The organism is Halorubrum distributum JCM 13561 (assembly GCF_000337395.1).
GTDB lineage: Archaea > Halobacteriota > Halobacteria > Halobacteriales > Haloferacaceae > Halorubrum > Halorubrum distributum.
This window is the reverse complement of the sequence record NZ_AOJF01000043.1, coordinates 20,514-44,517: the sequence shown is the minus strand read 5'-3', so window position 1 is coordinate 44,517 and position 24,004 is coordinate 20,514. Positions and strand designations below refer to the sequence as shown.

The window sequence follows — 24,004 nt, the reverse complement described above, 5'->3', positions numbered from 1 at the left end:
ACGAGAGAAGTCGACACCACGCCGACAACGATCACTTATAAACGATTCTCGCGCCCGGGGTCGACGTCGATGGCGTCGACCGGGCAGACGTCGACGCAGAGCATACAGTCGATACACTGGTCCTCGTCCGCGGGGTTCGCCTTCCGCTCGGACTCGGGGTGGCCGGGTGTGTCCGTCCACTCGAACACGTCGACCGGGCAGTCCTCCAGACACGCGCCGTCGGCGAGACAGATGTCGAAGTCGACCGCGACGTGGGTGCCGCGGATCCCCTGCTTCTCGGGCGGTTCGACGGGGCCCCACACGGCGACGCCGTCCTCCTCGCCGACCCGCTCGCGGTTCACTTCGAAGTTCGAGTCGATGGCCATCGTTGCCCCCGCTTCGCCGGTCGCGGGTTTAAATTACCCGACGAACGGATTCGGTCGGCCCGGCGAGGCGCTCCGGCCGGGCGGGCGACGGATTACGGATGCGCGTAGTACGCCAGCACGTCCTCGGAGCCGTCAGGGCCGTCGTCCTCGTCGGTCGCCTCGGGGTCGAACGCGTCGATCCGGGCGAAGCCGACGCGCACGAACTGAACGACCGTGTCGGGGTCGACGTCGGCGACCGCGGGCTCCGCGATCCCGCGCACGTCGCCGTCGACCGTCCGGAGGAGCGTCTCGAGTCCCTCGTCGGCCGGCGCCCAGTGGATCACGTCCACGTCGCCCTCGCGGACGATCTCGATGTCGGCGTCGAGGAATGCCAACTGGTCGCCCTCGTGGCGGACGGGACCGTACCCCTTCAGCCAGACGCGCTCGCCCTCGGGCGGGAGGTCCGGGGACTCGACGACGACGCGGCCGGCGGGCACCTCGCGCTCGCCCCGGTCCGGGTGTTCGGGGTGGAATCGCGGGTGACCGGCCTCGGGCGCGGGCGCGTCGCCGTCGACGACCGGCAGCTCCACGGCGGGCGCGTCCTCGCGGTCGCGGACGAAGAAGTAGCGGTTCGCGTCGTCGTCGACCAGGTCGCGGTTGTTGGCGTAGACGGACGACATCGCGAGGTCGACGTCGGAGGTGGACATCCCGAGCTCCGTCATCGAGTCGACGAGGGCCTGCCCCCGGATTCCGCGTCGGCGCATCGACTGGATGGTCGGCGCGCGCGGGTCGTCCCAACCGGTGAGCTCGCCGTCCTCGATGAGGCCCTTGATCGTCGACGTCGACAGCTTCACGTCGTACTCGTCGACCTGGACGTGGCCCCAGTGGAGCACCTCGGGGTACTCCCAGTCGAAGTAGTCGTAGACGAACCGCTGGCGCTTCGCGGAGTCCTGGAGGTCGATGCCGCGGATGATGTGCGTGACGCCGGTGAGGTGGTCGTCGACGCCCGACTGGAAGTCGAGCATGGGCCAGCAGCGGTACTCGCTGGCCGCCTCGCGCGGGTGCGGCGTGTCGATCATCCGGAACGCGACCCAGTCGCGCAGCGCGGGGTTCTTGTGTTCGATGTCGGTCTTCACCCGCAGGACCATCTCGCCGGAGTCGTACTCGCCGTCGACCATCGCCGCGAACTCCTCGTGAACCGTCTCGGCGTCCTTCTCGCGATGCGGACACGCCTCGCCCGCGTTCTTCAGCTCGGAGAAGTCGTCGCCGGAACACGAGCAGGTGTACGCGCCCCCGAGGTCAATTAGGTCGCGGGCGTGGTCGTAGTACGTCTCCAGCCGGTCCGACGCCTTCAGCACGCGGTCCGGCTCGAAGCCGAGGTACTCGATGTCCTCCAGGATGGCGTCGTACGCGTCGAGGTCGGGGCGCTTCGTCTCCGGGTCGGTGTCGTCGAACCGGCAGATGAACTCGCCGTCGTAGCGCTGCTTGTACGTGCCGATGACGGCGGGCATGCGCGCGTGGCCGACGTGCCACGGGCCGTTCGGGTTCGGCGCGGCGCGCATCACGACCTCGCCGTCCTCGGCGTTCGGGAGGTCGGGGAGGACGTGCTCGTCTTCCTCCTCGTCCGCCTCCAGCTCCGCGAGCTTCTCGGGCGCGAGCTCGCCGAGCCGCTCCCGGCGGGCCGCCTCGTCCATCTCGCCGACCTCGTCGAGGACCGGCGCGAGGACGCCCGGAATCTCGTCGCCGTGCGGGCGGAACTCGGGGTTCTCGCCCATGATCGGGCCCATGATCGCGCCCACGTCCGGGTCGCTGCCGTGCTTGAGCGCGTTGAAAAGCGCCGCGGCCTCGCCGGCCGCCGCGACGCGTTCGCGGAGTTCGTCGTCCATGCGCGTGGCTTGTCGGGGTCGGGTCAAAAACGCCGCGAAACGGCGGGGAGGGGCGGGTCCCGGGCTCGCCGCGTTCGGCGAGGCGCCGCTTCAACGAGGCGCCGCGACGGCGGCGGTCCGGGGCGGGTAGGGGCGTCCGACACGAGCGGTCGGACGGGCTTAAACGACCGACACCGTTCACGCCGATAACGGGCCGCTACCGCCGTGAACGGTCGAGACGTTTTTTACCGATCGGTTCCGATCGGCTCGGTCGGCCGCGGCGTCAACGCGCCGTCGACGCCGGACGGACCGAGCGGGTTCGTCGCCTTGATAGTCACCGGGAGCGTGGGTGACGCATGAGCGTCGCGTCGGGAGCCGTCGGAACGCGGGGGGGATCGCGGTGGTAGGACCCATCTCCGAGGCGGAGCGTGAGGCCGGAAACCGGAAGATCAAGCTCGTGCTGCTCGCGATCGTCACGGCCACGCCGCCGCTTATCGCCCTCCAGTTGGACCCGTCACCGATACAGCTGCTGGCCGCGGCTGGGGCCGGATTCGGCCTCGGCCTCGTCGTCGTGTGGTACCTCGGACGGCTCGCGGCCGAGTTCGCCGGCAGCGGGCCTCGACGCCCGCGGCGCTGAGGTCGGTCGCTCCGTTTCAGCCGACGCAACCGTCCGCTCTTCTTCCGTCCAGCGGGGCCTCGTCAGTCGGCGCCCGTCTCGGCGCCGCGAGCCGGCTCGACGAGCTCTCCGGCCTTCCCGCCCGCGACGGACCGGGAGCTCGACAGCGGCGAGATGCTCACCTCGCCCTCGACGGCCGCGCGGCGGTCCGAACCGGGATCGTCCTGGACGTTCCCCCGCAGGAACTCCCGCCAGAAGCGGTCGCGAAGCTCCATCCCCATCTCGCCGCGCCGCTCGCCGAACTCCCAGCCCTCGGGGACGTTCTCGTCGTCCGGCCCCTCCTCGCCCGGGCGGAACTCGATCACGTCGAAGCCGCGCGCGGGCTCGGTCAGCCGGTAGGTCGGGTCCGCCGCCGCCTCGTCGTCCGCGGCCGGGACGTTGACGTTCAGCACGTCGGCGCCGAACGGGAGCGCGAGCGGGTCGCCGCTCTCCCCCCTCTCGGCGCGGTCGAGCAGGTCGGCGACGACCTCGCCGGCGACCGCGAAGTCGCCGTTGTCGAGCGTCGGCGGCACGGGGAGGTTGCCGCGGTCGTACAGCGAGACCGCGATCGCGGGCGTGCCGAGGAAGGAGGCCTCCATCGCGGCGCCGACGGTGCCGGACTGCCCGAGGATGTGCGCGCCGATGTTCGGGCCGTGGTTACAGCCGGAGACGACGACGTCGGGGTCGAGCCCGAGCGCCACGTCCGCGACCGCGACGCAGTCCGCGGGGGTGCCCTCGACCGCGTAGCCGCGGTCCGTCTCGGTGTAGTCGACCGTCGTCTCCCACCACGAGCGCGCGCCGCCGACGCCGGACTGGTTCGTCGCGGGCGCGACGACCGTCACGTCGTAGTCGCGCGAGAGCGCGTCCGCGAGCGCCCGGATCCCGACGGCGTCGATCCCGTCGTCGTTGGTGAGCAGGATCTCGGTTGGCATGCGTCACCCTGCGAGGCGGCGGGAGAAAACGTCGCCGGTCCGCGGCGAGGAGGTGAAAGAGGGCGGAGCGGTGAACCGGAACGAACGTCGCGGGCGTCGACCGAGTGGTACTCCGTGTGGTCAGTCGGAGGGGTTCGGGAAGCGGAAAGCGGGGAGTCGGTGGGCCGAGCGGTCAGTCGGCCGCGACTCGACGCGACGAGGTCGCCAGGTCGAGCACCTCGTCGAAGAAGCCGAGCGAGTCGTGCGGGCCGGGGTTCGCCTCGGGGTGGTACTGGCGGGTGATGACGTCCAGCTCCTCGCTGTCGAGCCCCTCGACGGTGTCGTCGTTGACGTTCACCTGCGTCACTTCGAGCGGGCCGGTGTCGGCGACCGTGTAGCCGTGGTTCTGGGTGGTCATCACGACCTTGTCCGTGCGGAGGTCCTTCACGGGCTGGTTGACGCCGCGGTGGCCGAACGCCATCTTCTCCGTCGAGCCGCCGAGCGCGCTCGTGATCACCTGCTGGCCGAGGCAGATCCCCGCGAGGGGGAGCTCCCCCGCGAACTCGTCGACCACGTCCTGCGCGGCGACGAAGTTCTCCGGGTCGCCCGGGCCGTTCGAGACGAACAGCACGTCGGGGTCGACGGCGGCCACGTCCTCGGGCGTCGCGTCGTACGGGAGGACGTGGACGTCGGCGCCGCGGTCGGTGAGCGAGGAGATGATCGAGCCCTTCGCGCCGCAGTCGAGAAGCGCGACGTCGACGCCGACGCCGTCGGCGCTCTCGTGGACGGTCGGCTCCGCGACCGATACCTGCGCGCCGATGTCGACGTGGTCGCTCATGGGCTTGCACGCCTCCATCTCGTCGACCGCGTCCTCGGGGGTCGCGTCCGGGCCGGCGGCGATCCCGCAGGCCATCGCGCCCTCCTCGCGGACGGTGGTGACGATCTCGCGGGTGTCGACGTGGTCGACGGCCGGCACGCCCTCCTCGGCGAGCCAGTCGGCGACGTCGTCGGTCAGCTCGCGGGCGATCGCCGCGCGGGGCTGGACCGACTCGGACTCGAACCGCTCGGTTCGGACGCCGTAGTTCCCGATGAGGGGGTACGAGAAGGTGAGCACCTGTTCGGCGTAGGAGGGGTCGGTGAGCGACTCCTCGTAGCCGGTGTACGCGGTCGTGAACACCAGTTCGCCGCGGGTCCGCCCCGGCGCACGGGAGCGCGCTTCGAGCACGCGTCCGTCGGCCAGCGCGATGTAGGCGTCCGACATTACGAGAAACGTACGCGCAAAGGATAATAAATGCGTCGTTCGAAGGTTCGTTACGATATTCGTAACGGGTAAGGCGACGGGGCCGAGAGGAACCGGTATGGACGACCTCGACCGACGGATCCTCTCGATCCTGCGACGGGACGCGCGGACCCCGTACACGGAGATCGCGGACCGGGTGGGTACCTCCGAGGGGACCGTGCGCAACCGCGTCGACCGGATGACCGACGAGGGCGTGATCGAGCGGTTCACCGTCACGACCCGCACCGGCAACGTGAAGGCGATGATCGAGATCTCGGTGGAGATGAACGTCAACACCGCCGCCGTCGGCGAGCGGATGGTGGAGTGGGAGGAGGTCGACTTCGTCTGGCAGGTGTCCGGCGAGGAGGACGTCGTCCTCGTCGTCGACGCGGTCGACACGCGCGCGGTCAACGAACTGATCACGCAGGCCCGCGAGATGGACGAGGTCAAGTCGACGAAGACGCGGCTCATCCTCGACGAGCGGTTGGGGTGAGCGGAGGCTCACTCGTCGCCGACACGGCTGTCGACCCCCGGCGACCGCAGAGACGTACCGGAATTTACATATCGAGGGGAGCGGAAGCCGTCAGACACGTCCGGTCCTCTTCGATGAATTTTTCGACGGAAGCTCACGTCGGCGAATACGTTGTTAACAGTGAACGGACCGTTTCGTTCACCGCGGCCGACGGGGAGCTCTCGTACGCCCCGCCCTCGGAGGACGCCCCCGTGTCGATCCCGGTCGGCGACGTGACAGGCGTCGAGTTCGACCGGAACACCGCGTTCCTCCGGCACACGTTCCTCGGGCTGTTCTTCCTCCTCCTCTCTCTGGTCCTCACCGTCGGGATCGTCGCTGCCGTCTACCTCGGACAGGTCGAGACGCGGACCGACATCGCGTTCGCGGGGTTCTTCGGGCTCTTCGCGGTCGGCGGCTGGAACGTCACCTACGGCCTCCTCTCGCGGTCGAACCGCGAGGTGATCGACGTGTACATCACCACCGAGGAGCGGACGCACGTCCTCTGCGGAGAGCTGGCCGACGCGGAGTTCGTGGACGCGTGCGCGGAGCTCGTCGACTCCGACCTCCCCGCGACGAACCGCAATCCGAAACTCGAAGCCGAACTCGAATAGCGACGGCACCCGACTCGTCACCGGCCGCGGAGGCCGCTTCGGCTTCGAGACCGCTCCCCGCGTCGGCGACTACTTCTCCGCCACGCTCGTCTGCATCCCTTCCGTGTTGAACGCGCTCCCGGCGCCCCCGTCGCCGAGGACGATCACGCCGGCGCCGGACCCCGTGATCGCCTCGAACTCCTCGATCGCCCGGTCCGCCGCCGTCTGCGCGTCGAGGCCGTCGTCGAGGAAGTCGACGGCGCGCCGCGAGAGCGTGACGCGCGCGATGTCCTCGCCGGCGCCCGTCGCGCTCGCGCCGCCGGCCTCGGTACAGAAGAAGCCGGACCCGACCTGCGGCACGTCGCCGACGCGCCCGGCGAGCGCGAACGACCGACCGCCCGTCGAGGTCACCGCCGCGAACGTCTCGCCGTCGGTCGCGACCGCGCCGACCGTGTCGTGGTCGGGTGCTTCGGTCTCCGAGCGCCCCCCGGCCTGGTCGTCGCCCGAACCGAACCGGGAGGCGAGCCAGTCGAGGTGCTCGCGCGGCGACCCCCGCGGCGGGTCCTCCGCCTCGTAGCGCTCGCGTTTCTCGTCGGTGAGGAGGTCGACGCCGGTCGCGACGCCGAACTCGGCCGCGAGGTCGACCGCGTGCTCGCCCGAGACGAAGACGTGCGGCGTCTCCGAGTGAACGACGCGGGCGACGCTCGCCGCGTGCTCGACGCCGGGCATCGAGCAGGCCGCGCCGACCTCGCGGTCCGAGGTCATCACGCCGGCGTCGGTGCGGACGGCGCCGTCGGACTGGACCGCGCCGCCGACCCCCGCGTTGAACCGGGGGTCCGACTCGAGGACGCCGACCGCGGACTCGACCGCGTCGAGCGGCGAGGCGGCGTCTGCGCCGCGAGCGGCCGCGTCGTCGAGGACTGCCTGTCTGGGCTCCGGGTCGTCCGGCGCGCCGCCGGCGCCGCCGTGGACGATGACTCGCATACCGGAGGCTCCCGCGGCGGCCACATAAGCGCCCGGAAGCCGGCGGCGACCGCGGGGATCGTGGCGACCGGTGACGACGGGGAGGCGACGGGCGGGCCCGCGGTTCGACCGCCTGCGTTTATACCTCGACCGCCCGAACCGCACGGCGTGACCGATTCGGAACCGACCGCGTCGCCGGCGAGTCCGACGCCGGTGTCGGTCCTGCTGCCGACCGTCCGCTGGACCGACGCCTGCGACGAGGTGGCGGAGCAGCTCCGCGGCCCCGAGGCGTTCGGCGGTGGGGAGGGCGACGGCGGCGACGGCGGGAAGGGCGACGGCGACGGGAAGAGCGACGACGGCGACGGCGGTCGGAACGCCGACGAACTGCTCGTGGTCTGCGACTCCCCGGAAGACCCCGTCGCGGACCGGCGCGGCGACCTGCCGCCTCGCGTTCGGATCGTGATCGCCGGCGAGCCCGAGGGGTGTTCCGGGAAGGCAAACGCCATCGCGGCCGGGATGGAAGCCGCCGCGAACGACCGGATCGCCTGGACGGACGACGACTTCCGCCATCCGTCCGACTGGCTGGCGACGCTCGACGCCGACTACGAGCGACGGGGACCGACCACGGAGGTCCCGGTGTTCGTCGGGCTCGACCCCCTCGCTCGGCTGTTCGAGCCGGCGTACGTGATCGGCGGGACGCTCGCGGTGTTCGCCGCCGGCGTCGCGTGGGGCGGCGCCGTGATCTTCGAGCGCGACGACCTCCGCGACGGGGAGGCGGCGTTCCTGCGGGACCTCCGGCGGACCGTCAGCGACGACGGGACGCTCACCGAACACCTCGACGTCTCGGCGGCGGACCGCACGCGGTACGTCCGGGCCGGCGGCTCGCTGCGGGGCTCGCTGGAGCGGTTCGTCCGCTTCCTGACGATCACCCGGTACCACGCGCCGCGGGCGACCGCGTTCAACGCCGCTTTCGGCGTCGTCATGGCCGCGCTCTGTCTGCTCGCGCCGATCGCCGGGGTCTCGCTCGTCACGACGCTGGCGGGCGCCGCCTACGCCAGGTTCGGGATCCGGCGCGCGACGTTCCTCCTCGCGGCGCCCGGCGTCCTGATCGCCCCGCCGCTCATGGCGTACGCGCTCGCCCGGCAGACGTTCGTCTGGGGCGGGCGCCGCTACCGGTGGCGGTCGATGTTCGACGTCTCGGTCGAACCGGTCTGAGTCCGGGCGGGCGGCGGCCAGTCCGGAACGCGATCGGAGCTGAGAACCGGCAAACGCTGCGAGCGCGACGCTCACGCCGAAAACGGCAGGCACTTTAAGGGCCCACAAGAATCCACGAACGTTCATGAGCTACGATAAGGTCGACGTCCCCGACGACGGCGAAGCCATCACGCTCGCCGAAGAGGAGACCGGCGAGCTGAACGTTCCGTCCAACCCGATCGTCCCGATCATCCACGGCGACGGAATCGGCACCGACGTCGGGCCGGCCGCGCAGCAGGTACTCGACGCCGCCGCCGAGGCGACGGGCCGATCCATCGCGTGGATGCGCGTCTACGCCGGCTCCAGCGCCCGCGAGAAGTACGACGAGAACCTGCCCGAGGACACCGTCTCGGCCATCCGCGACCACCGCGTCGCGATCAAGGGGCCGCTGACGACGCCCGTCGGCGCCGGGTTCCGCTCGCTGAACGTCGCGCTCCGGCAGACGCTCGACCTGTACGCGAACGTCCGCCCGACCTACCACCTCGAGGGCGTCCCGTCGCCCGTCAAGAACCCCGAGGAGATGGACATGGTCACCTTCCGTGAGAACACGGAGGACGTCTACGCGGGCGTCGAGTGGGAGGCCGGCACCGACGAAGTCGAGCAGGTACGCGACTTCCTCGAGGACGACATGGGCATCGCGGACGTCATCCACGACGGCCCGGTCGGCATCGGCGTCAAGCCCATCTCCGAGTTCGGCTCGAAGCGCCTCGTCCGCGAGGCCATCGACTACGCGCTCGCCAACGACCGCGACTCGGTCACCCTCGTCCACAAGGGGAACATCATGAAGTTCACCGAGGGCGCCTTCCGCGACTGGGGCTACGAGGTCGCCGAGGAGGAGTACGGCGAGGACGTCATCACCGAGGACCAGCTCTGGGAGGACCACGACGGCGAGCAGCCCGAGGGTACCCTCGTCGTCAAGGACCGCATCGCGGACAACATGCTCCAGCAGCTGCTGACCCGCACCGACGAGTACGAGGTCATCGCGACGATGAACCTCAACGGCGACTACATGTCCGACGCCGCCGGCGCGCAGATCGGCGGCCTCGGCATCGCGCCCGGCGCCAACTTCGGCCACGGCCGCTGTCTGGCCGAGCCGGTCCACGGCTCCGCGCCCAAGTACGCCGGCGAGGACAAGGTGAACCCCACCGCGATGATCCTCTCGGGCCGCGAGATGCTCGACTACCTCGGCTGGTCCGACGCCGCGGACCTCGTTCGCGACGCCGTCGAGGAGACCATCGCCTCCGGGAAGGTCACCTACGACCTCCACCGCCAGATCGAGGGCGGCGAGAAGCTCGCGACCAGCGAGTTCGCGGACGCCGTCGTCGATAAAATCGACGAGCTGGCGTAAGGCGGATATAAGGGCAGAGCTCGGCGGATCGCAGGCTGATCGGTCTCGGTATTTTTTCGATCTCGTCTCGGCGTCGACTAGCAAGGATACTCCGTCGAACTGCTTTTCAAGTGATTGCGACGACCACCTCCAAAGCCCCAGCCGCGAGGACTCGGTGCGGTCGCTGCGGTCCTCAGTCGCTCGTTTCACTCGCTCCTTGCGGTCCTTGCTTCCCGCGCCTTCGCCCTCGCGGCTGCCCCTTTGAGTCCCGCCCGACAGCGACCGCACAGCACCTCACGCCTCCCCAGCCTCGCCGCTCGCTCCCCCTGGTCGCTCGCGGCGTCCCTCGCGCGTGCTCCTCACGGCCTCCGCTTCGCTCCGGCCGTTCGCAGGCACGCGCCGACCACGGAGGCGAGGATACAAATCCGGGGGTCGCCTTGCGCCGGTATGGTAACCTTCCTCGCCGGGGGGACGGGCACGCCGAAGCTCCTCGACGGCGCGGCCCGGGTGTTCGAGCCGGCCGAGACCGCGGTCGTCGCCAACACGGGCGACGACGTCGAGCTCGGCGGCCACCTCGTCTGCCCCGACGTCGACACCGTGCTGTTCGCGGGCGGCGGCGTCCTCGACCGGGAGACGTGGTGGGGCATCGACGGCGACACGACCGCGACCCACGAGGAGCTGCGGCGGCTCGCCGACGCGGTCGGACTCGGAACGGCGCCCCGCTACCTCGGCGACGACGCGCAGACCGCGGGCCGCGAGATCGCCCGGTGGCGGCGGTTCTCGGCGGTCGGCGAGTTCATGGAGATCGGCGACCGCGACCGCGCGGTCCACCTCACGCGCACGAGCCTGCTCGACGAGGGGAAGTCGCTCACGGAGGCGATTCGGACCCTCGCCGACGCGTTCGACCTCGACGTCGACCTCCTCCCGATGTCGGACGACCCCGTGGCGACGCTGGTCCACACCGAGGGCGGCGAGACGCTCCACTTCCAGGAGTACTGGGTCGCGCGGCGCGGCGAGCCGCCGGTCGCCGACGTGGAGTTCCGCGGCGCCGAGGACGCAGAGCCGACCGACGCCGTGTTCGAGGCCCTCGCCGACCCGGTCGTGATCGGCCCCTCGAACCCCGTGACGAGCCTCGGCCCGATGCTGGCGCTGCCCGGGTTCGAGCGCGCGCTCCGGGAGACGCCGGTGGTCGCCGTCTCGCCGTTCGTCGGCGACGAGGTCTTCTCCGGGCCGGCCGCGGACCTGATGCGCGGCGTCGGCCGCGAGCCCTCGACGGCGGGCGTGGCCGACGCCTATCCCTTCGCGGACGCCTTCGTCCTCGACGACGACGATCCGACCGAGCTCGACCGACACGTCGAGCGGACCGACACGCGGATCGACGACGCGGACGACGCCGAGCGCGTCGCCCGCGCCTGCGAGCGCGCGCTGGCGGCGGTCACGGACGACGCGGCGGACGCGCCGCCGCCGCGGGAGGGCGCGGAGTGACGCGGAACGCAGACGGGAGCGAGGCGCCCGCGGACGAGGAACCGTTCCTCGTCGCCGCGAGCCTCAGCGGCGCCGCCGACGCCGAGTGGGCCCGCGACGCGGCCGAGCACGTCGACGCCGCGCTGCTCGGCGGGGTCGCGCTCGACGCGGCCAGCCGCGCCGCGGCCCGCGACCTCGTCGCGCGCGGGCGGTCCGAGTTCCTCCCGGCCGACCCGCTCGCGTTCGTCGCCGACCAGCTCGACGCGCTCGCGGACGCGCCGGTCCGTCCCGGGGTCAACGTCCGGAGCGCGACGCCGGAGCCGATTCGAGCGGTCGCCGAGGTCTGCGCCGACCGCGGCGCGGTCTGCGAGGTCAACGCCCACTGCCGGCAGCCGGAGCTGCGCGCGGTCGGCTGCGGCGAGTCGCTGCTCCGCGAGCCCGAACGCCTCGCGCGGTACGTCACCGCCGCGGCCGGGACGGGCGCGACGACGAGCGTGAAGGTCCGCGCCGAGGTGCCCGGCGTCGACCTCGTCGCCGTCGCGGAGCGCGTCGCCGCGGCCGGCGCGGACTGGCTCCACGTCGACGCGATGGACGCCGAAGCGGTGGTCGCGGATCTCGCTTCGGCGGTCGACGCGGCGCCCGCCGGCGGCGAGGCGGACGACCTCGCCGACCTGACGCTCGTCGCCAACAACGGCGTCCGGGGCCGCGAGACGGTCGCGGAGTACGCGGGACACGGGGCCGACGCGGTGAGCGTCGGGCGCCCGACGGAGGACCCGCCCGTCCTCGCGCGCGTCGCGGACGCGGTCGAGGAGTGGCGGGCGGGAACGCTCCGCCGGCGCAAGGACGAGACCGGGCCCGAACCGGAGGTCAGGCCGTGACCCGCGACGGGCGACGCGGGGAAGCGGCCGATGACCCCGTCGACGACGCGACGCTCGCGCTCCTGCTCGAGGTCGCCGGGACGCCGAAGCCCGGGAACGTCGACCGGCGCCGCGACCTCGACGACCTGCGGTTCGAGGCGTTCCTCGGCGGCGCCGTCGGCGCGCGCCCGGGGCTCGAACGGGCCGCACGCCCGGCGGACCCCGGCGCTCCATCGGTCGGGGACGCATTCGTGCGCGCCGTGGAAGGGATGGCCGCGCGCGCCGGCACGAACACGCAGTTCGGCTGCCTGCTGCTGTTGGTCCCGCTGGTCCGGGCGGCCGCGGACCCCGACCGGGAGCTCTCGCCCGACGCGCTCGACGCGGTCTGTCGGGCGACGAGCGTCGACGACGCCGTCGCGTTCTACCGCGCGTTCGAGGCCGTCGACGTCGCGGTCGACGACCCGCCGCCGGGCGCGGACGACCTCGACGTGCGCCGCGGGAGCGACGCCGAGCCCGCGCTCCGCGAGCGCGGGGCGACCCTGCGGGACGTGCTGGCGCTCTCCGTCGATCCGACGGACCCGGACCGGGTCGCCGACCGCAACGCCGCCGAGTGGACCGAGGGGTTCCCGCGGACGTTCCGCGCGGCCGAGTGGATCCTGACCGACGAGGGGCCGCTCGCCGACAGGGCGGCGCGGGCGTTCCTCGGGCTGCTCGCCGCGGAGCCCGACACGCTCGTCGCGTCGACGCTGGGGGCGGAGGCGGCGCGCGAGGCGAGCGAGCGGGCGGCCGCGCTGCTCGGCGTCGACTCGGAGGGGCCGGGGGGCGTCGGCGACGTCGACGCAGTCCCGACCGACGCCGTCCACGGCGCCGACCTCGACGCCGCGGAGTCGCTGGCAGAGAGATTCATCTCAGAGGGGATCAACCCCGGGACGACGGCCGACCTCACCTGCGCGGCGCTGTTCGTCGCGCTCCGGCGCGGCGCGGAGGTGGCGCCGTGAGCGACGGGCGGCCCGACGGCGGATCCGCGGAACGGACCGACCCCGTCGGCGTCGCTCCCGACGGCTGGCCGGTCCCGCTCCGCGGCGTCACCGAGTCGGTGGTGACGACGCTCGGCCCGAACGGCCGGTGGAACGTCGCGGCGCTGGGACTCCACGCGCCCGAGACGGACGCGGACGGCGAGCCCGACAGTCCAGTCATCGCGCGCACCTACGGGCGCACCCGCACGTGGCGGAACTTCGAAGAGCGCGGGGGCGGCGTGGTCCAGTTCACCGTCGACCCGCGGACGTTCGTCGACGCGGCGCTCACCGTGCGGGAGGCAGGCGATCCGGTCCTCCCGAGCGCCGACGCGTGGGTCGAGGTCGACGCCGAGGAGGTCGCGGCCGAGACCGAGGGAGACACAACGATTCGGACGTGGGAGCTGTCGCCGGTCGACTCGGCGGTCGTGAGCGAGCGCGTTCCGACGGTGAACAGGGGGTTCGGCGCGGTCGTCGACGCCACGGTGGCCGCCTCGCGGCTGGACGTGCCGGCGTTCGACACCGGGGAGCTGCTCGACCGCCTCCGGTACTTCGCCGACGTGGTCGACCGCTGCGGCGGGCCGGCCGAGCGCGAGGCGTTCGCGCGCATCGACGAGGCGACCGGGTGGCGCGAGCGCGCGGACGAGGCGTGACGGAGAGGAAACGAACCCCGCCGGGCCTCCGGCTCGCGGCCGCTCGCGGCGGAACGAACCCTTTTAGTTCGGGCCGCCGGTACCGCTCGGTATGGCCATCAAACCCAAGTACATCAAACAGCTCGGGAACGCCCTGCTGGAGCGGTATCCCGACTCGTTCAACACGGACTTCGAGACGAACAAGGAGAGCGTCACGGCCCTGACGACCGTCGAGTCGAAGGGCGTCCGGAACCGGATCGCCGGCTACGTCACCCAGAAGAAGGCGCAGGCGGCGAAGCACGCCTGACCGCTCGGTCCGAATCGCACTAGTTCTGCGGAGGGTCGCGACCGCCCGACACGTTAAGTCCGGAGCCGCGGCCATCCCGCCTCGATGGACGCGCTCGTGCGGCCGGTGGTCGACCCGACGTTCGCTGCGGGCGCGCTCGCGTTCCTTCTCGGCGGGGTCGCGCTCGGGACCGCGAGCGGGCTGGTGCCGGGACTCCACGCCAACAACTTCGCGCTGCTCCTCGCCGGGTTCGCCCCCTCGGTGCCGGCCGACCCGCTGTTCGTCGGCGTCGCGATGCTCGGCGCCGGCGTGGTCCACTCGTTTCTGGATATCGTCCCCGCGCTCGCGCTGGGCGTGCCCGACGCCGCGACCGCGGTCGCCGCGCTCCCCGGCCACCGCTTGGTGATCGCCGGTCGCGGTCGCGAGGCGCTCCGCCTCTCCGCGGTCGGCTCCGGGCTGGCGGTCGCGCTCGCGGTGCCGCTCGCGGTCCCGATCACGTGGCTGATGGTGCGGTGGTACCCGGCGCTGCGCGCGCACCTGCCGCTGCTGCTCGGGGGCGTCGTCGCCCTGCTCGTCCTCACCGAGTCGTCGCGCAGGGCAGCGGTCGGCGGGCTGCTCGCGTTCCTCGCGAGCGCCGCGCTCGGCTTCGCGACGCTCGACGCCGACCCCGCGGCGCCGCTGTCGACCGGGGGCGTCCTCGCGCCGCTCTTCGCCGGGCTGTTCGGCGTGCCGGTCCTCGTCGACGCGCTCGGCGGCGAGGGCGTCCCGCCGCAGGCGGACGCCCGGGTCGCGATGCGGGCGCGCGACCTCGGGACGAGCGCGGGCGCCGGCTCGCTCGCCGGCGCGGTGGTCGGCTACGTGCCGGGCGTGTCGGCCGCCATCGCCGCCGTCGCCGCGATGCCCGCGGTGCCGCGCGCGTCGGCCGACCGCGGGTTCGTCGTGGCGACGAGCGGCGCGAGCACGGCGAACACCGTCTTCGCGCTGTTCGCGCTCGTGGCCCTCGGAACGCCGCGAACGGGTGTGACCGTCGCGATCGACCGGGCCGGCGTGCCGTTCGCGCTGCCGGTGCTCCTCGTCGCGGCCGCGACCGCCGCGTGCTTCGGCTTCGCCCTCGTCGTCCTCGTCGGCGACCCCTACCTCCGGATCGTCGGCAACGCCGATTACACCCGGCTCTCGGTCGGCGTGTTGGGGCTGCTCGGGCTCGTGTCGTACGCGTTCGCCGGGGCGTTCGGCGTCGGCGTCCTCCTCGTCGCGGGCGCGCTGGGCCTCTTCCCGCCGCGCGTCGGAGCGCGGCGCGTCCACCTGATGGGCGTGCTCATCGGCCCGCTGATGGTCGGGTGACCGGCGGGAGCGGCGCCGCCGCGGGGCCCGCGGACCGCCGGGAGCGCCTCGGTCGAGCGGCACGGTACCGGGGCGCACGGCGCGTTCCGGTGAAAAGAACAACGGTTAAAAGTCGCCGGCGGTAGGTACGTATATGAGCCAGAGCGACTCTCAAGCGACCCCGCAGTGCGTCTCCTGTGGGATTCAGGTGTCCGGCATGAACGCCGCGCGGTTCTCCTGTCCGGACTGCGGCGCCACCATCTACCGGTGCTCGAAGTGCCGGAAGCAGAGCAATCTCTACGAGTGCCACGACTGCGGCTTCCGGGGGCCGTAAGATGGGCGACGTCGCCGCCAAGATCAAGGTCATGCCGAACAGCCCCGACGTCGACCTCGACGACCTCCAGGACCGCCTCGAGGAGGTCCTCCCCGAGGGCGCGAAGATCCGCGGCTTCGAGCGCGACGACGTCGCGTTCGGGCTGGTCGCACTCCTGCCAACCGTCATCGTCCCCGACGGCGCGGGCGGCACGGAGGCCGTCGAGGAGGCGTTCTCGCAGGTCGAGGAGGTCGAGTCCGTCGCGGTCGAGAACGTCGGTCGCCTGTAGAGGACAGAACCACCCGCCGCGTCGCCGACGGCGACGCTCGCGGTCCGATTCTTCGGTTTCGTTCGCTTCGCGAGCCCCCAGTCCGCCGTTTCTCGATGGCGCGCCTATCGCCCCGACTCGTAGAACTCCTCGCGGTAGACGCGCCCGAAGGCGTTGCGCCGGAGGGTGCTGGCCGCCGCGTCCGGTTCCTCTTGGTACGTCGCCGCGATCACCGTCTCCGCGAAGGGAATCGGGTGCCAGACGACGTTGTCGACGTTGTCGGAGCCGATCCGGACCACGTCATCGTCGTCGAACTCGCTGTCCGCGAGCCACTCGTCGAACTCGTCGCCCTCGCCGACGTGGACCGCGAGCAGCTCCGCGAACGTCGCGTCGCGGGCGGTCCGGATCACCTCGGGCGTGACGCGCTCGTCGTACTCGTCGGCGTCGAACGACATCGCCTTCGTCGCCTCGCGGACGACCACCTGCGCGACCGGCCCGACCTCCTCGTACCGTTCGAGCGCGTCGGCGCGGGTCTCCGGAGCGAACGTGCCTCTGGTCTCCATACGCGCGGTTGGCCGGGAGCGGGGAAGGGCGTTCCGCTACGCGTCGGTATCGGCGTCGGTGTCGCGGTCGTCGCCGCTCGGCTCGTCTCGCGCTTCCCGAGTCATCTCGCGCGCCTCGCGCAGCGCCTCGGCGACCTCGGGGTCGTCGACGGATTCGGGGTCCGGGACGCCGGCCCCAGGTGAAGAGTCGGAGTGATCGTGGTCGTGCGCGTGATCGTGGCCGGGCGAGTCCGCGTCCCCGCCCGAACCCATTCCCACGTCCGGGCGGCCGCGCGGGACGGTGTCCTCGAACACCTCCTCGTACTCGGCGGCGGCGGCGTGCGGCGTCACCTCGGCGGCGAGCTCCGCGGGCTCTCGCTCGCTCCAGTCGTCGACGCGCTCGTCGAGCCAGTCGGCGTGGTCGCCGCCGTGGAGCATCGCGGTGAACGCGAGGTGGTGCGCGAGGTGTTCGCCGTCGCGCTGCGGGGTGTCGCAGACGGGGCACGCGTATCCCATTATACGTCTGTATTGACCCGTGAGGCGTAAATCGGCGTCGAACGTTGTCGGAGCCGGTGATGTTTGTTTATAAACAATTCCGGCTGTGATGCGAGCGATACCGTCGAAGTTCCGGCTGCTCGGCTGTACGTCGTCGCCACCGCGGAGAACTCTTCCAAAGCCCCAGCCGTGGGGCGGGCGCACGCTCGCTGCGCGCTTCGGTCGCTCACTGCGTTCGCTCCCTCCAGTGCTTGCGTCGCCTGCGCCCGCCCCACGGCTCCCCCTTTGAGTCCCGCCCCGCACCGCACAGCACCTCACGCCTCCCCAGCCTCGCGGTTCGCTCGGGCTCCCTCCGGTCGCCCTCGCTCACCGCGTCCCTCGCGCGTGCTGTCTCGCGGCCTCCGCTTCGCTCCGGCCGCTCGCAGGCACGCAGGGAGGCGCGACGCGCCTCTGGCAGCCGGCGGCGTAGCCGCCGGCGACGCCACCGCACCGCGGCACTATTTATAAACGGCCACGCCGCCCGGGTTCGTTTATTTATATATCACTCCGCCGTCGAGGTCGGCCCTCCACCGGAAGCTGTCACGCGGGCTGACGCCACTATAACAGCAACTTTATCACTCGCACGGGGCGAAATTCGGGTAAGACTACTCCGTTAGGAGGTCCAACAGTGACTGAAGCCAACACACAACCGGAGGTGAACATCGGTCTCGTCGGTCACGTCGACCACGGGAAGACCACGCTGGTACAGGCGTTGTCCGGCTCGTGGACCGACCAGCACAGCGAGGAAATGAAGCGCGGCATCTCGATCCGGCTGGGGTACGCGGACGCGACGTTCCGACGCTGCCCCGGCGTCGACGCGCCCGAGTGTTACACCGTCGATGAGGAGTGCGAGGACGGCTCCGAGAGCGAGCCGATCCGGACGGTGTCGTTTGTCGACGCCCCGGGCCACGAGACGCTGATGGCGACGATGCTCTCGGGCGCCTCGATCATGGACGGCGCGGTCCTCGTCGTGAGCGCGACGGAGGACGTCCCGCAGGCCCAGACGGAGGAGCACCTGATGGCGCTCGATCTCATCGGGATCGAGAACATCGTCATCGCGCAGAACAAGGTCGACCTGGTCGACCGCGACCGCGCCGTCGACAACTACGAGCAGATCCAGGAGTTCGTCGAGGGCACCGTCGCGGAGGACGCGCCGATCGTCCCCGTCTCGGCCCAGCAGGAGGTCAACCTCGACCTGCTCATCGACGCCATCGAGACGGAGATCCCGACGCCGGACCGCGACCCGGGCGAGAGCGCCCGGATGTACGCGGCCCGCTCGTTCGACATCAACCGACCGGGCGCGAGCGCCGAGGACCTCAAGGGCGGCGTCGTCGGCGGCTCGCTCGTCAGCGGCGAGCTGTCGGTCGGCGACGGGCTGGAGATCCGGCCCGGCCGCGAGGTCGACGAGGAGGGCCAGACCGAGTGGCGCCCCCTGGAGACGACCGTCCGGTCGCTTCAGGCGGGCAACCGCGACGTCGAGACCGCCCACCCCGGCGGCCTGCTCGGCGTCGGCACCGGCCTCGACCCCAGCCTGACGAAGGGCGACGCGCTCGCAGGGCAGGTCGCGGGCGAGCCGGGGACGCTCCCGCCGACCCGCGAGGAGTTCGAGATGAAAGTCGACCTCCTCGACCGCGTCGTCGGGAAGGAGGACGACGAGAGCGGCGAGAGCGACATCGAGGAGATCAGCACCGGCGAGCCGCTGATGCTCACGGTCGGCACGGCGACGACCGTCGGCGCCGTGACGAGCGCGCGCGACGGCGAGTGCGAGGTGAGCCTCAAGCGGCCCGTCTGCGCCGAGTCGGGCGCCCAGATAGCGATCAACCGGCGCGTCGGCGCGCGCTGGCGGCTCATCGGCGTCGGGACGCTCACGTAACGTGGCCGACGACGCCCGCGCGGACGGTCCGGAGCCAACCGCCGCGGGCGACGCCCGCACCGAGGGGCTCGCGGAGAAGGGCCCCGGCGGCGTCCCGGTCGTCGCGCTCGACGCGAGCGCGCTGATGGCGCCGGTCGAGGCCGACCTGCGCCTGTTCGAGGAGCTGGACCGGCTCCTCGGCGGCTACGACGCCGTGGTGCCGGAGGCGGTGCTCGCGGAGCTCGACGGCCTCCAAGGCGGCAACGGCGCGGAGGCGACCGCCGCGAGCGTCGGGGCGGACCTCGCGGAGCGGGCGGAGGCGGTGGCAACTGACGAATCGTACGCCGACGACGCGCTCGTCGCCCTGGCCGCGGCCGACCGGGTCGACGCCGTCGTCACGGTCGACGGACCCCTCGCGGACCGGGTGCTGGAGGCGGGCGCACCAGTAATCGGTTTAAGGGGTCGGAACACACTGGCGATAACGGAACCCTAGCGGCCGCGGACAACCAACAACATGTACAAACGAGTTCGACTCAAGGACACGGTCGAGGTCCCGCCGAAGCACCTGGCGGACGTCACCGACGAGCGGGTGAAGGCCCTGCTCCAGGACAAGCTGGAAGGACGGATGGACGAGGACGTCGGCAGCGTCGTGAGCGTCATCGAGGTTCACGACATCGGCGAGGGGGCGGTGTTACACAACCGGCCCGGCGTCTACTACGAGGCGGAGTTCGACGCGCTCACATACGACCCCGACATGCAGGAGGTCGCCGACGGCACCGTCGTCGAGACGGTCGAGTTCGGCGCCTTCGTCGGGATCGGCCCGGTGGACGGGCTGCTCCACGTCTCGCAGATCACCGACGAGTACCTCACGTTCGACGGCGCGAACCAGCAGCTCGCCTCGTCGGACTCCGACAAGACGCTCGGCGTCGACGACGCGGTGCGCGTCCGCGTCGTCACCAAGAGCATCGACGAGCGCAACCCCCGCGACTCGAAGATCGGGCTCACGGCGAAGCAGCCGGGGCTCGGCAAACACGAGTGGCTGGAGGGCCAGCGGAAACACCGCGAGCAGACCGGTGAGGAGGCCGACTGATGGCCGAGGACCGCCTGGCGTGCCGGGAGTGCCACCACGTCAACGACCCGGACGCCCAGACCTGCGCGCTCTGCGGGTCGTCGTCGCTGACGGAGGACTGGGCGGGCTACGTCATCATCACGGACCCGGCGGACAGCCAGATCGCCGAGGAGATGAACGTCTCCGAGGCGGGCGCGTACGCGCTCAAGGTCCGGTAACCGGCCGCACCGAGGCTGGAAACCGATGACCGACGCATCCGACGACCCGTCCGACCCGCTTCTCACGCTGCCCGAATCGCTGCGCGACGCGTTCAAGGAGCCGCTGGGGCCGGTGACGACTGACGCCGCCGCGCTCTTAGAGGCCGTCGACGAGACCCGCGAGCGACACGGCTCCCCGGACGAGGGCCCCCCGCGGCTGATCGCGGTCGGCGACGTGGTCACGTATCACCTCCAGGAGGCCGGCCGCGTCCCGGACGTCGCGCTGGTGGACGGGAAGACGGAGCGGGAGGCCGTCCGCGAGGAGATCGCGACCGCGCTCGCGGCCGCCGAGGAGCGACGGGTGTCGGTCGAAAACCCGGCGGCGGCGCTGTCGGCGGCGCTGCTGGACGCGCTCGCCGAGGCGCTCGCGGCCGACGAACCGGTGACGGTCGAGGTGACCGGCGAGGAGGACCTGGCGGCGCTGCCGGCGATGCTGGCGGCGCCGTTCGGGTCGACCGTCGTGTACGGGCAGCCCGGCGAGGGGATGGTCCGCGTGGCGATCACGCCCGAGACCCGAGGGAAGGCCCGGGAGCTGTTCGAGGGGTTGACCGGCGACACCGCGGCCGCGTACGAAATTTTGGGCGTCGACTCGGAGAAGCTCGACGGGGCGGGCTCGCGATAGGCGAGCAGAGCGATCGGCGTCACTCGCCGTCGACGACGACGACAGTCGCCGCGAAGACGACGAGGCCGGCCGCCAGGGCGACGGCGCTCGTCAGCCGCGGCGTGACCGGGAGCGCCGAGACCGAGGCGTACGGTTCGACGCCGTTTCGGCGAAGCGCGTCGAGCGCGTCGACCCCCCAGTGACCGCTCGCCAGCAGCGCGAGGCCGACGAGGACGCCGAGGCCGCCGGTTATGAACCCGATCCCCGTGAGCGCGTCCTCGACCGCGAGGAACGACCAGACCGCGTCGTCCGTCGGTTCGGGGCCCCGCGCGAGGCGCCGCTGGAGCGCGACGAGCCCGAGCCCGGCGAGGCCGGCCGCGACGGTGCCGGCGAGCGCGACGGCCGCGACGCCGAGGGGGGTCGCGGCCGGCGGACCCGCGAACGTCGCTTCCCGGACGGCCGCGGGCAGGGTGGCGACGAGGGGAGCGGCGAGCGAGCCGAGGAGCGCCAGCGCGCCGCAGATCCGGGCCTTTCGAAGCGGCGGCATCGGGACGATGATGTTGGCCGACCTGGTGAGTTCGTACTCGGAGCGTTCGGTCGGGTCGAATCGGTCGTCGTCGGGCATCCGCGCGGTAACGATACACACGCTCCGGAGAAGTGAAACTCTGACGCCGAACGGGGCACTCGGTCGACGGTCGGCGAGCGGTTCGGCGGCGTCACCCCCGCTTCGAAATCCTTTTACAGCTTTCGAGGGGATATACGCCCAACTGAACCATGGACGTCGATATCATCTCCGAGGAGGAGAACCCGATGTTGCACCGCACGGACATCCGTTTCGAGACGACGCACGAGGAAGCCACCCCCTCGCGGCTGTCGGTCCGCGACTCGCTGGCGGCAAAGCTCGACAAGGACTCCGAGGAGGTCGTCGTCCACGAGCTCGACACGAAGTTCGGCATGCGCAAGACGATCGGCTACGCGAAGGTGTACGACTCCGCGGCCGACGCGCTGGAGGTCGAGCAGGACCACATGCTCGAACGCAACAAGATCGGCGGCGACGAGGCGGACGCCGAGGAAGCGTAACCCCGCCGGATGCGAGTCCTCGGCATCGAGGGTACCGCGTGGTGCGCGAGCGCCGCGCTGTACGACGCCGAGACCGACTCCGTTCTCATCGAATCCGACGCCTACGAACCGGACAGCGGCGGCATTCACCCGCGCGAGGCCGCCGAGCACATGTCGGAGGCGATCCCCGAGGTCGTCGACCGCGTGTTGGCCGTGGCCGAGGACGAACACGGGCCTGACGCGATTGACGCCGTCGCCTTCTCCCGCGGCCCCGGACTCGGGCCGTGCCTCCGGATCGTCGGGACCGCGGCGCGGTCGCTCGCCGGGACGCTCGACGTTCCGCTCGTCGGCGTCAACCACATGGTTGCCCACCTCGAGATCGGTCGCCACCGGTCCGGTTTCGACAACCCCGTCTGCCTGAACACCTCGGGCGCGAACGCGCACCTGCTCGGCTACCACGACGGGCGCTACCGCGTCCTCGGCGAGACGATGGACGCCGGCGTCGGCAACGCGATCGACAAGTTCACGCGCCACGTCGGCTGGAGCCACCCCGGCGGCCCGAAGGTGGAGGCGGCGGCCGCGGAGTTCGCCGGGACCGATCCCGGTGCGGACGGGGGGGACTCGACCGCCGACCTCCTCAATCTCCCGTACGTCGTCAAGGGGATGGACTTCTCGTTTTCCGGAATCAGCTCGGCCGCCAACGACGCCGCGGACGACGGCGTCCCGGTCGAGGAGATCTGCTTTTCGCTCCAGGAGCACGCCTTCGCGATGCTCACCGAGGTGTCCGAGCGCGCGCTGTCGCTGACGGGCGCCGACGAGCTCGTGTTGGGGGGCGGGGTGGCGCAGAACGACCGCCTGCGCGAGATGCTGGCCGCGATGTGCGAGGCCCGCGGCGCCGACTTCCACGCGCCGGAGACGCGCTTCCTCCGCGACAACGCGGGGATGATCGCCGTGTTGGGCGCGAAGATGGCGGCCGCCGGGGACACCGTCGCGGTTTCGGAGTCCGCGGTCGACCCGAACTTCCGACCGGACCAGGTGCCGGTGACGTGGCGCGACGGGGAGTCGGTCGCGCGCGGAGGCGGGGGCGGCGCGGCCGGCGGTGCGGCGGGCGACCCGGACGCGGACCGCCGCGGCGCGGAGGCGACAGTGACGGTCGCCGGGAGCGGTGAGGACCGCCGGGTGATCAAGCGGCGGGTGCCGAAGTCGTACCGCCACCCCGACCTCGACCGGACGCTCAGGCGCGACCGGACCGTCGCGGAGGCGCGGCTGACGAGCGAGGCGCGGCGCGCGGGCGTGCCGACGCCGCTCGTGGACGACGTCGACCTCGCGAGCGCGACGCTGACGCTCCAGTACGTCGGCGACCGCGACCTCGCGGCCGCCCTCGACGAGCGGTGGACGGAGGCCGTCGGCCGCCACCTCGCGCGGCTCCACGGCGCGGGGATCGTCCACGGCGACCCGACGACGCGGAACGTGCGCGTGTCCCCCGACGGCGTCGGGAGGCAACGGGGGAACGGCGAGTCCGACGCGCCGCCGGAGGCGTACCTCATCGACTTCGGGCTCGGCTACCACACCGGCCACGTCGAGGACCACGCGATGGACCTCCACGTGTTCGAGGGGTCGATCCGAGCGACCGCGACGGACCCGGACCCGCTGATCGCGGCGTTCGAGGCCGGATACGGGGCCGCCGGCGACGACGAGGTCCTCGAACGGCTCCGCGACGTGGCGGACCGCGGCCGGTATCGCTGAGGGCCTCCGGCGCCGCCGACCGCGGCGGGGAGCGCAGCCGCGCCGACGCCGCGGTCGGCGTCCGATGGCGCCACGATTTATAGTGCCAGCGGATAGAGTACCGGGCATGGGAGATAAACCGTCGTCGGGAGAGATTCTCGGAATCCCGTACAACTTCGAGCGCCCGAGCCTCGGGCGGCTGCTGTCGTCGTACTGGCAGCCCGGCAAGGGGATGCTCGTCGAGAAGCCGTTCGGCATCGGCTACACGCTGAACCTCGCCAACTGGCGGTCGTGGCTCGTCCTCGCCGTCGCCGGCGGGCTCTACTACCAGCAGCAGTCCGGCGGACGCGACGCGTCCGGCGGGAACGACGAGGAGACTGACGACGGCGGGGACGGCCCCGTCGAAGTGATCGTCGACGACGACTGACGGCGGCCGCGACACCCCGACCCGGGAGACCGTGCGGGGTGGTACCGCGATCGCCGGTTTTCGCCGTTGATTCCGCGTCGGATTCT

Annotated in this window: 29 protein-coding genes; 21 read left to right on the top strand and 8 right to left on the bottom strand. The window is 72.0% G+C overall.

Features of this window, described 5'->3' with window-relative positions; all coding sequences use genetic code 11:
• Positions 1–35 precede the first annotated feature (35 nt).
• Both C470_RS10735 and C470_RS10730 read right to left on the bottom strand, forming a co-directional pair.
• Complete coding sequence (locus tag C470_RS10735; protein WP_004597287.1) at positions 36–365, bottom strand: 4Fe-4S dicluster domain-containing protein; 330 nt, start codon at positions 363–365, stop codon at positions 36–38.
• 92 nt (positions 366–457) lie between these two features.
• Positions 458–2,230: a glutamate--tRNA ligase gene (locus C470_RS10730; protein WP_008367173.1), complete on the bottom strand. Its 1,773-nt coding sequence runs from the start codon at positions 2,228–2,230 to the stop codon at positions 458–460.
• A gap of 379 nt (positions 2,231–2,609) precedes the next feature.
• Here C470_RS10730 and C470_RS10725 point away from each other — a divergent pair, with 379 nt between their 5' ends.
• Complete coding sequence (locus C470_RS10725; RefSeq protein ID WP_004597289.1) at positions 2,610–2,846, top strand: hypothetical protein; 237 nt, start codon at positions 2,610–2,612, stop codon at positions 2,844–2,846.
• Positions 2,847–2,908: 62 nt separating this feature from the next.
• On the opposite strand, the gene surE is transcribed toward C470_RS10725, so the two are convergent.
• Positions 2,909–3,796, bottom strand: a complete 888-nt coding sequence (surE, locus tag C470_RS10720) for a 5'/3'-nucleotidase SurE (protein ID WP_007345397.1) — start codon at positions 3,794–3,796, stop codon at positions 2,909–2,911.
• Positions 3,797–3,968: 172 nt separating this feature from the next.
• Positions 3,969–5,036 (bottom strand): glutamine-hydrolyzing carbamoyl-phosphate synthase small subunit, encoded by a 1,068-nt coding sequence (gene carA, locus C470_RS10715; RefSeq protein ID WP_008367171.1) that lies wholly within the window; start codon positions 5,034–5,036, stop codon positions 3,969–3,971.
• Positions 5,037–5,133: 97 nt separating this feature from the next.
• On the opposite strand from carA, the gene C470_RS10710 reads away from it, so the two are divergent.
• Positions 5,134–5,547 carry an Lrp/AsnC family transcriptional regulator gene (locus tag C470_RS10710; protein ID WP_004597292.1) on the top strand — a complete coding sequence of 138 codons (414 nt, stop codon included), beginning with the start codon at positions 5,134–5,136 and terminating at the stop codon, positions 5,545–5,547.
• A gap of 230 nt (positions 5,548–5,777) precedes the next feature.
• A complete protein-coding gene (locus tag C470_RS10705; protein ID WP_238992679.1) occupies positions 5,778–6,176 on the top strand; it encodes a hypothetical protein in 399 nt (132 codons plus the stop codon).
• Positions 6,177–6,245: 69 nt separating this feature from the next.
• On the opposite strand, the gene C470_RS10700 is transcribed toward C470_RS10705, so the two are convergent.
• Complete coding sequence (locus C470_RS10700; RefSeq protein ID WP_008367168.1) at positions 6,246–7,139, bottom strand: isoaspartyl peptidase/L-asparaginase; 894 nt, start codon at positions 7,137–7,139, stop codon at positions 6,246–6,248.
• A 147-nt stretch (positions 7,140–7,286) separates the two neighbouring features.
• Here C470_RS10700 and C470_RS10695 point away from each other — a divergent pair, with 147 nt between their 5' ends.
• The 10 genes from C470_RS10695 to C470_RS10650 all read left to right on the top strand — a co-directional run bounded on the left by C470_RS10695 (position 7,287) and on the right by C470_RS10650 (position 15,873).
• The gene (locus C470_RS10695) at positions 7,287–8,333 is read left to right on the top strand and encodes a glycosyltransferase (protein WP_008367166.1); all 1,047 of its coding nucleotides are present in this window, start codon (positions 7,287–7,289) and stop codon (positions 8,331–8,333) included.
• A 124-nt stretch (positions 8,334–8,457) separates the two neighbouring features.
• Positions 8,458–9,720: an isocitrate dehydrogenase (NADP(+)) gene (gene icd / locus C470_RS10690; protein ID WP_007996236.1), complete on the top strand. Its 1,263-nt coding sequence runs from the start codon at positions 8,458–8,460 to the stop codon at positions 9,718–9,720.
• Between the two features lie 426 nt (positions 9,721–10,146).
• The gene (cofD, locus tag C470_RS10685; protein ID WP_008367165.1) at positions 10,147–11,184 is read left to right on the top strand and encodes a 2-phospho-L-lactate transferase; all 1,038 of its coding nucleotides are present in this window, start codon (positions 10,147–10,149) and stop codon (positions 11,182–11,184) included.
• The gene (locus C470_RS10680) at positions 11,181–12,041 is read left to right on the top strand and encodes a tRNA-dihydrouridine synthase (protein ID WP_008367162.1); all 861 of its coding nucleotides are present in this window, start codon (positions 11,181–11,183) and stop codon (positions 12,039–12,041) included. The genes cofD and C470_RS10680 overlap by 4 nt, the downstream gene beginning before the upstream one ends.
• On the top strand, positions 12,038–13,018 hold the full coding sequence (locus tag C470_RS10675) for a triphosphoribosyl-dephospho-CoA synthase (protein ID WP_008367160.1): 981 nt from the start codon (positions 12,038–12,040) through the stop codon (positions 13,016–13,018). Before C470_RS10680 ends, C470_RS10675 begins: the two co-directional genes overlap by 4 nt.
• On the top strand, positions 13,015–13,686 hold the full coding sequence (locus tag C470_RS10670) for a DUF447 domain-containing protein (protein WP_008367158.1): 672 nt from the start codon (positions 13,015–13,017) through the stop codon (positions 13,684–13,686). Before C470_RS10675 ends, C470_RS10670 begins: the two co-directional genes overlap by 4 nt.
• A 91-nt stretch (positions 13,687–13,777) precedes the next feature.
• Complete coding sequence (locus tag C470_RS10665; RefSeq protein WP_004597301.1) at positions 13,778–13,972, top strand: 30S ribosomal protein S17e; 195 nt, start codon at positions 13,778–13,780, stop codon at positions 13,970–13,972.
• Positions 13,973–14,056: 84 nt separating this feature from the next.
• Positions 14,057–15,292 (top strand): tripartite tricarboxylate transporter permease, encoded by a 1,236-nt coding sequence (locus C470_RS10660; RefSeq protein WP_007345407.1) that lies wholly within the window; start codon positions 14,057–14,059, stop codon positions 15,290–15,292.
• Positions 15,293–15,425: 133 nt separating this feature from the next.
• Positions 15,426–15,605, top strand: a complete 180-nt coding sequence (locus tag C470_RS10655; protein WP_004597303.1) for an HVO_2753 family zinc finger protein — start codon at positions 15,426–15,428, stop codon at positions 15,603–15,605.
• 1 nt (position 15,606) lies between these two features.
• Entirely contained in the window at positions 15,607–15,873 is a 267-nt protein-coding gene (locus tag C470_RS10650) for an elongation factor 1-beta (protein WP_004597304.1), read from the top strand.
• A gap of 104 nt (positions 15,874–15,977) precedes the next feature.
• Here C470_RS10650 and C470_RS10645 read toward each other — a convergent pair whose 3' ends face one another.
• Complete coding sequence (locus C470_RS10645) at positions 15,978–16,415, bottom strand: DUF5809 family protein (RefSeq protein WP_007345408.1); 438 nt, start codon at positions 16,413–16,415, stop codon at positions 15,978–15,980.
• A 36-nt stretch (positions 16,416–16,451) separates the two neighbouring features.
• Positions 16,452–16,910, bottom strand: a complete 459-nt coding sequence (locus C470_RS10640) for a DUF5810 domain-containing protein (protein ID WP_004597306.1) — start codon at positions 16,908–16,910, stop codon at positions 16,452–16,454.
• Between the two features lie 646 nt (positions 16,911–17,556).
• Here C470_RS10640 and C470_RS10635 point away from each other — a divergent pair.
• Genes C470_RS10635 through C470_RS10615 form a run of 5 tightly spaced genes read left to right on the top strand, consistent with a single transcriptional unit; the run spans position 17,557 to position 20,728 of the window.
• Complete coding sequence (locus C470_RS10635) at positions 17,557–18,801, top strand: translation initiation factor IF-2 subunit gamma (RefSeq protein ID WP_004597307.1); 1,245 nt, start codon at positions 17,557–17,559, stop codon at positions 18,799–18,801.
• 1 nt (position 18,802) lies between these two features.
• Positions 18,803–19,273: a DUF188 domain-containing protein gene (locus tag C470_RS10630; RefSeq protein ID WP_007345411.1), complete on the top strand. Its 471-nt coding sequence runs from the start codon at positions 18,803–18,805 to the stop codon at positions 19,271–19,273.
• 21 nt (positions 19,274–19,294) lie between these two features.
• Positions 19,295–19,870: a DNA-directed RNA polymerase gene (locus C470_RS10625; RefSeq protein ID WP_004597309.1), complete on the top strand. Its 576-nt coding sequence runs from the start codon at positions 19,295–19,297 to the stop codon at positions 19,868–19,870.
• Positions 19,870–20,067 carry a transcription elongation factor subunit Spt4 gene (gene spt4, locus C470_RS10620; protein WP_004597310.1) on the top strand — a complete coding sequence of 66 codons (198 nt, stop codon included), beginning with the start codon at positions 19,870–19,872 and terminating at the stop codon, positions 20,065–20,067. The genes C470_RS10625 and spt4 overlap by 1 nt, the downstream gene beginning before the upstream one ends.
• Before the next feature lie 25 nt (positions 20,068–20,092).
• On the top strand, positions 20,093–20,728 hold the full coding sequence (locus C470_RS10615; RefSeq protein ID WP_008367152.1) for a GTP-dependent dephospho-CoA kinase family protein: 636 nt from the start codon (positions 20,093–20,095) through the stop codon (positions 20,726–20,728).
• 19 nt (positions 20,729–20,747) lie between these two features.
• Here the strand turns inward: C470_RS10615 and C470_RS10610 are convergent, their stop codons facing one another.
• A complete protein-coding gene (locus C470_RS10610) occupies positions 20,748–21,332 on the bottom strand; it encodes a hypothetical protein (RefSeq protein WP_004597312.1) in 585 nt (194 codons plus the stop codon).
• A 149-nt stretch (positions 21,333–21,481) separates the two neighbouring features.
• On the opposite strand from C470_RS10610, the gene C470_RS10605 reads away from it, so the two are divergent.
• The 3 genes from C470_RS10605 (at position 21,482) to C470_RS10595 (ending at position 23,918) form a co-directional block, all read left to right on the top strand.
• On the top strand, positions 21,482–21,787 hold the full coding sequence (locus C470_RS10605) for a 30S ribosomal protein S24e (RefSeq protein WP_004597313.1): 306 nt from the start codon (positions 21,482–21,484) through the stop codon (positions 21,785–21,787).
• A gap of 9 nt (positions 21,788–21,796) precedes the next feature.
• Complete coding sequence (locus tag C470_RS10600; RefSeq protein ID WP_008367151.1) at positions 21,797–23,512, top strand: bifunctional N(6)-L-threonylcarbamoyladenine synthase/serine/threonine protein kinase; 1,716 nt, start codon at positions 21,797–21,799, stop codon at positions 23,510–23,512.
• A gap of 106 nt (positions 23,513–23,618) precedes the next feature.
• A complete protein-coding gene (locus C470_RS10595; protein WP_008367149.1) occupies positions 23,619–23,918 on the top strand; it encodes a DUF5808 domain-containing protein in 300 nt (99 codons plus the stop codon).
• Positions 23,919–24,004: the final 86 nt, after the last annotated feature.

Coding starts and splice junctions, on each gene's coding strand:
- C470_RS10640 (WP_004597306.1), bottom strand. CDS start 16,910: ATGGGATACGCGTGCCCCGTCTGCGACACCCCGCAGCGCGACGGCGAA.
- C470_RS10605 (WP_004597313.1), top strand. CDS start 21,482: ATGGACGTCGATATCATCTCCGAGGAGGAGAACCCGATGTTGCACCGC.
- spt4 (WP_004597310.1), top strand. CDS start 19,870: ATGGCCGAGGACCGCCTGGCGTGCCGGGAGTGCCACCACGTCAACGAC.
- C470_RS10730 (WP_008367173.1), bottom strand. CDS start 2,230: ATGGACGACGAACTCCGCGAACGCGTCGCGGCGGCCGGCGAGGCCGCG.
- C470_RS10615 (WP_008367152.1), top strand. CDS start 20,093: ATGACCGACGCATCCGACGACCCGTCCGACCCGCTTCTCACGCTGCCC.
- C470_RS10650 (WP_004597304.1), top strand. CDS start 15,607: ATGGGCGACGTCGCCGCCAAGATCAAGGTCATGCCGAACAGCCCCGAC.
- surE (WP_007345397.1), bottom strand. CDS start 3,796: ATGCCAACCGAGATCCTGCTCACCAACGACGACGGGATCGACGCCGTC.
- C470_RS10595 (WP_008367149.1), top strand. CDS start 23,619: ATGGGAGATAAACCGTCGTCGGGAGAGATTCTCGGAATCCCGTACAAC.
- C470_RS10645 (WP_007345408.1), bottom strand. CDS start 16,415: ATGGAGACCAGAGGCACGTTCGCTCCGGAGACCCGCGCCGACGCGCTC.
- carA (WP_008367171.1), bottom strand. CDS start 5,036: ATGTCGGACGCCTACATCGCGCTGGCCGACGGACGCGTGCTCGAAGCG.
- C470_RS10625 (WP_004597309.1), top strand. CDS start 19,295: ATGTACAAACGAGTTCGACTCAAGGACACGGTCGAGGTCCCGCCGAAG.
- cofD (WP_008367165.1), top strand. CDS start 10,147: ATGGTAACCTTCCTCGCCGGGGGGACGGGCACGCCGAAGCTCCTCGAC.
- icd (WP_007996236.1), top strand. CDS start 8,458: ATGAGCTACGATAAGGTCGACGTCCCCGACGACGGCGAAGCCATCACG.
- C470_RS10735 (WP_004597287.1), bottom strand. CDS start 365: ATGGCCATCGACTCGAACTTCGAAGTGAACCGCGAGCGGGTCGGCGAG.
- C470_RS10710 (WP_004597292.1), top strand. CDS start 5,134: ATGGACGACCTCGACCGACGGATCCTCTCGATCCTGCGACGGGACGCG.
- C470_RS10700 (WP_008367168.1), bottom strand. CDS start 7,139: ATGCGAGTCATCGTCCACGGCGGCGCCGGCGGCGCGCCGGACGACCCG.
- C470_RS10600 (WP_008367151.1), top strand. CDS start 21,797: ATGCGAGTCCTCGGCATCGAGGGTACCGCGTGGTGCGCGAGCGCCGCG.
- C470_RS10610 (WP_004597312.1), bottom strand. CDS start 21,332: ATGCCCGACGACGACCGATTCGACCCGACCGAACGCTCCGAGTACGAA.
- C470_RS10655 (WP_004597303.1), top strand. CDS start 15,426: ATGAGCCAGAGCGACTCTCAAGCGACCCCGCAGTGCGTCTCCTGTGGG.
- C470_RS10665 (WP_004597301.1), top strand. CDS start 13,778: ATGGCCATCAAACCCAAGTACATCAAACAGCTCGGGAACGCCCTGCTG.
- C470_RS10660 (WP_007345407.1), top strand. CDS start 14,057: ATGGACGCGCTCGTGCGGCCGGTGGTCGACCCGACGTTCGCTGCGGGC.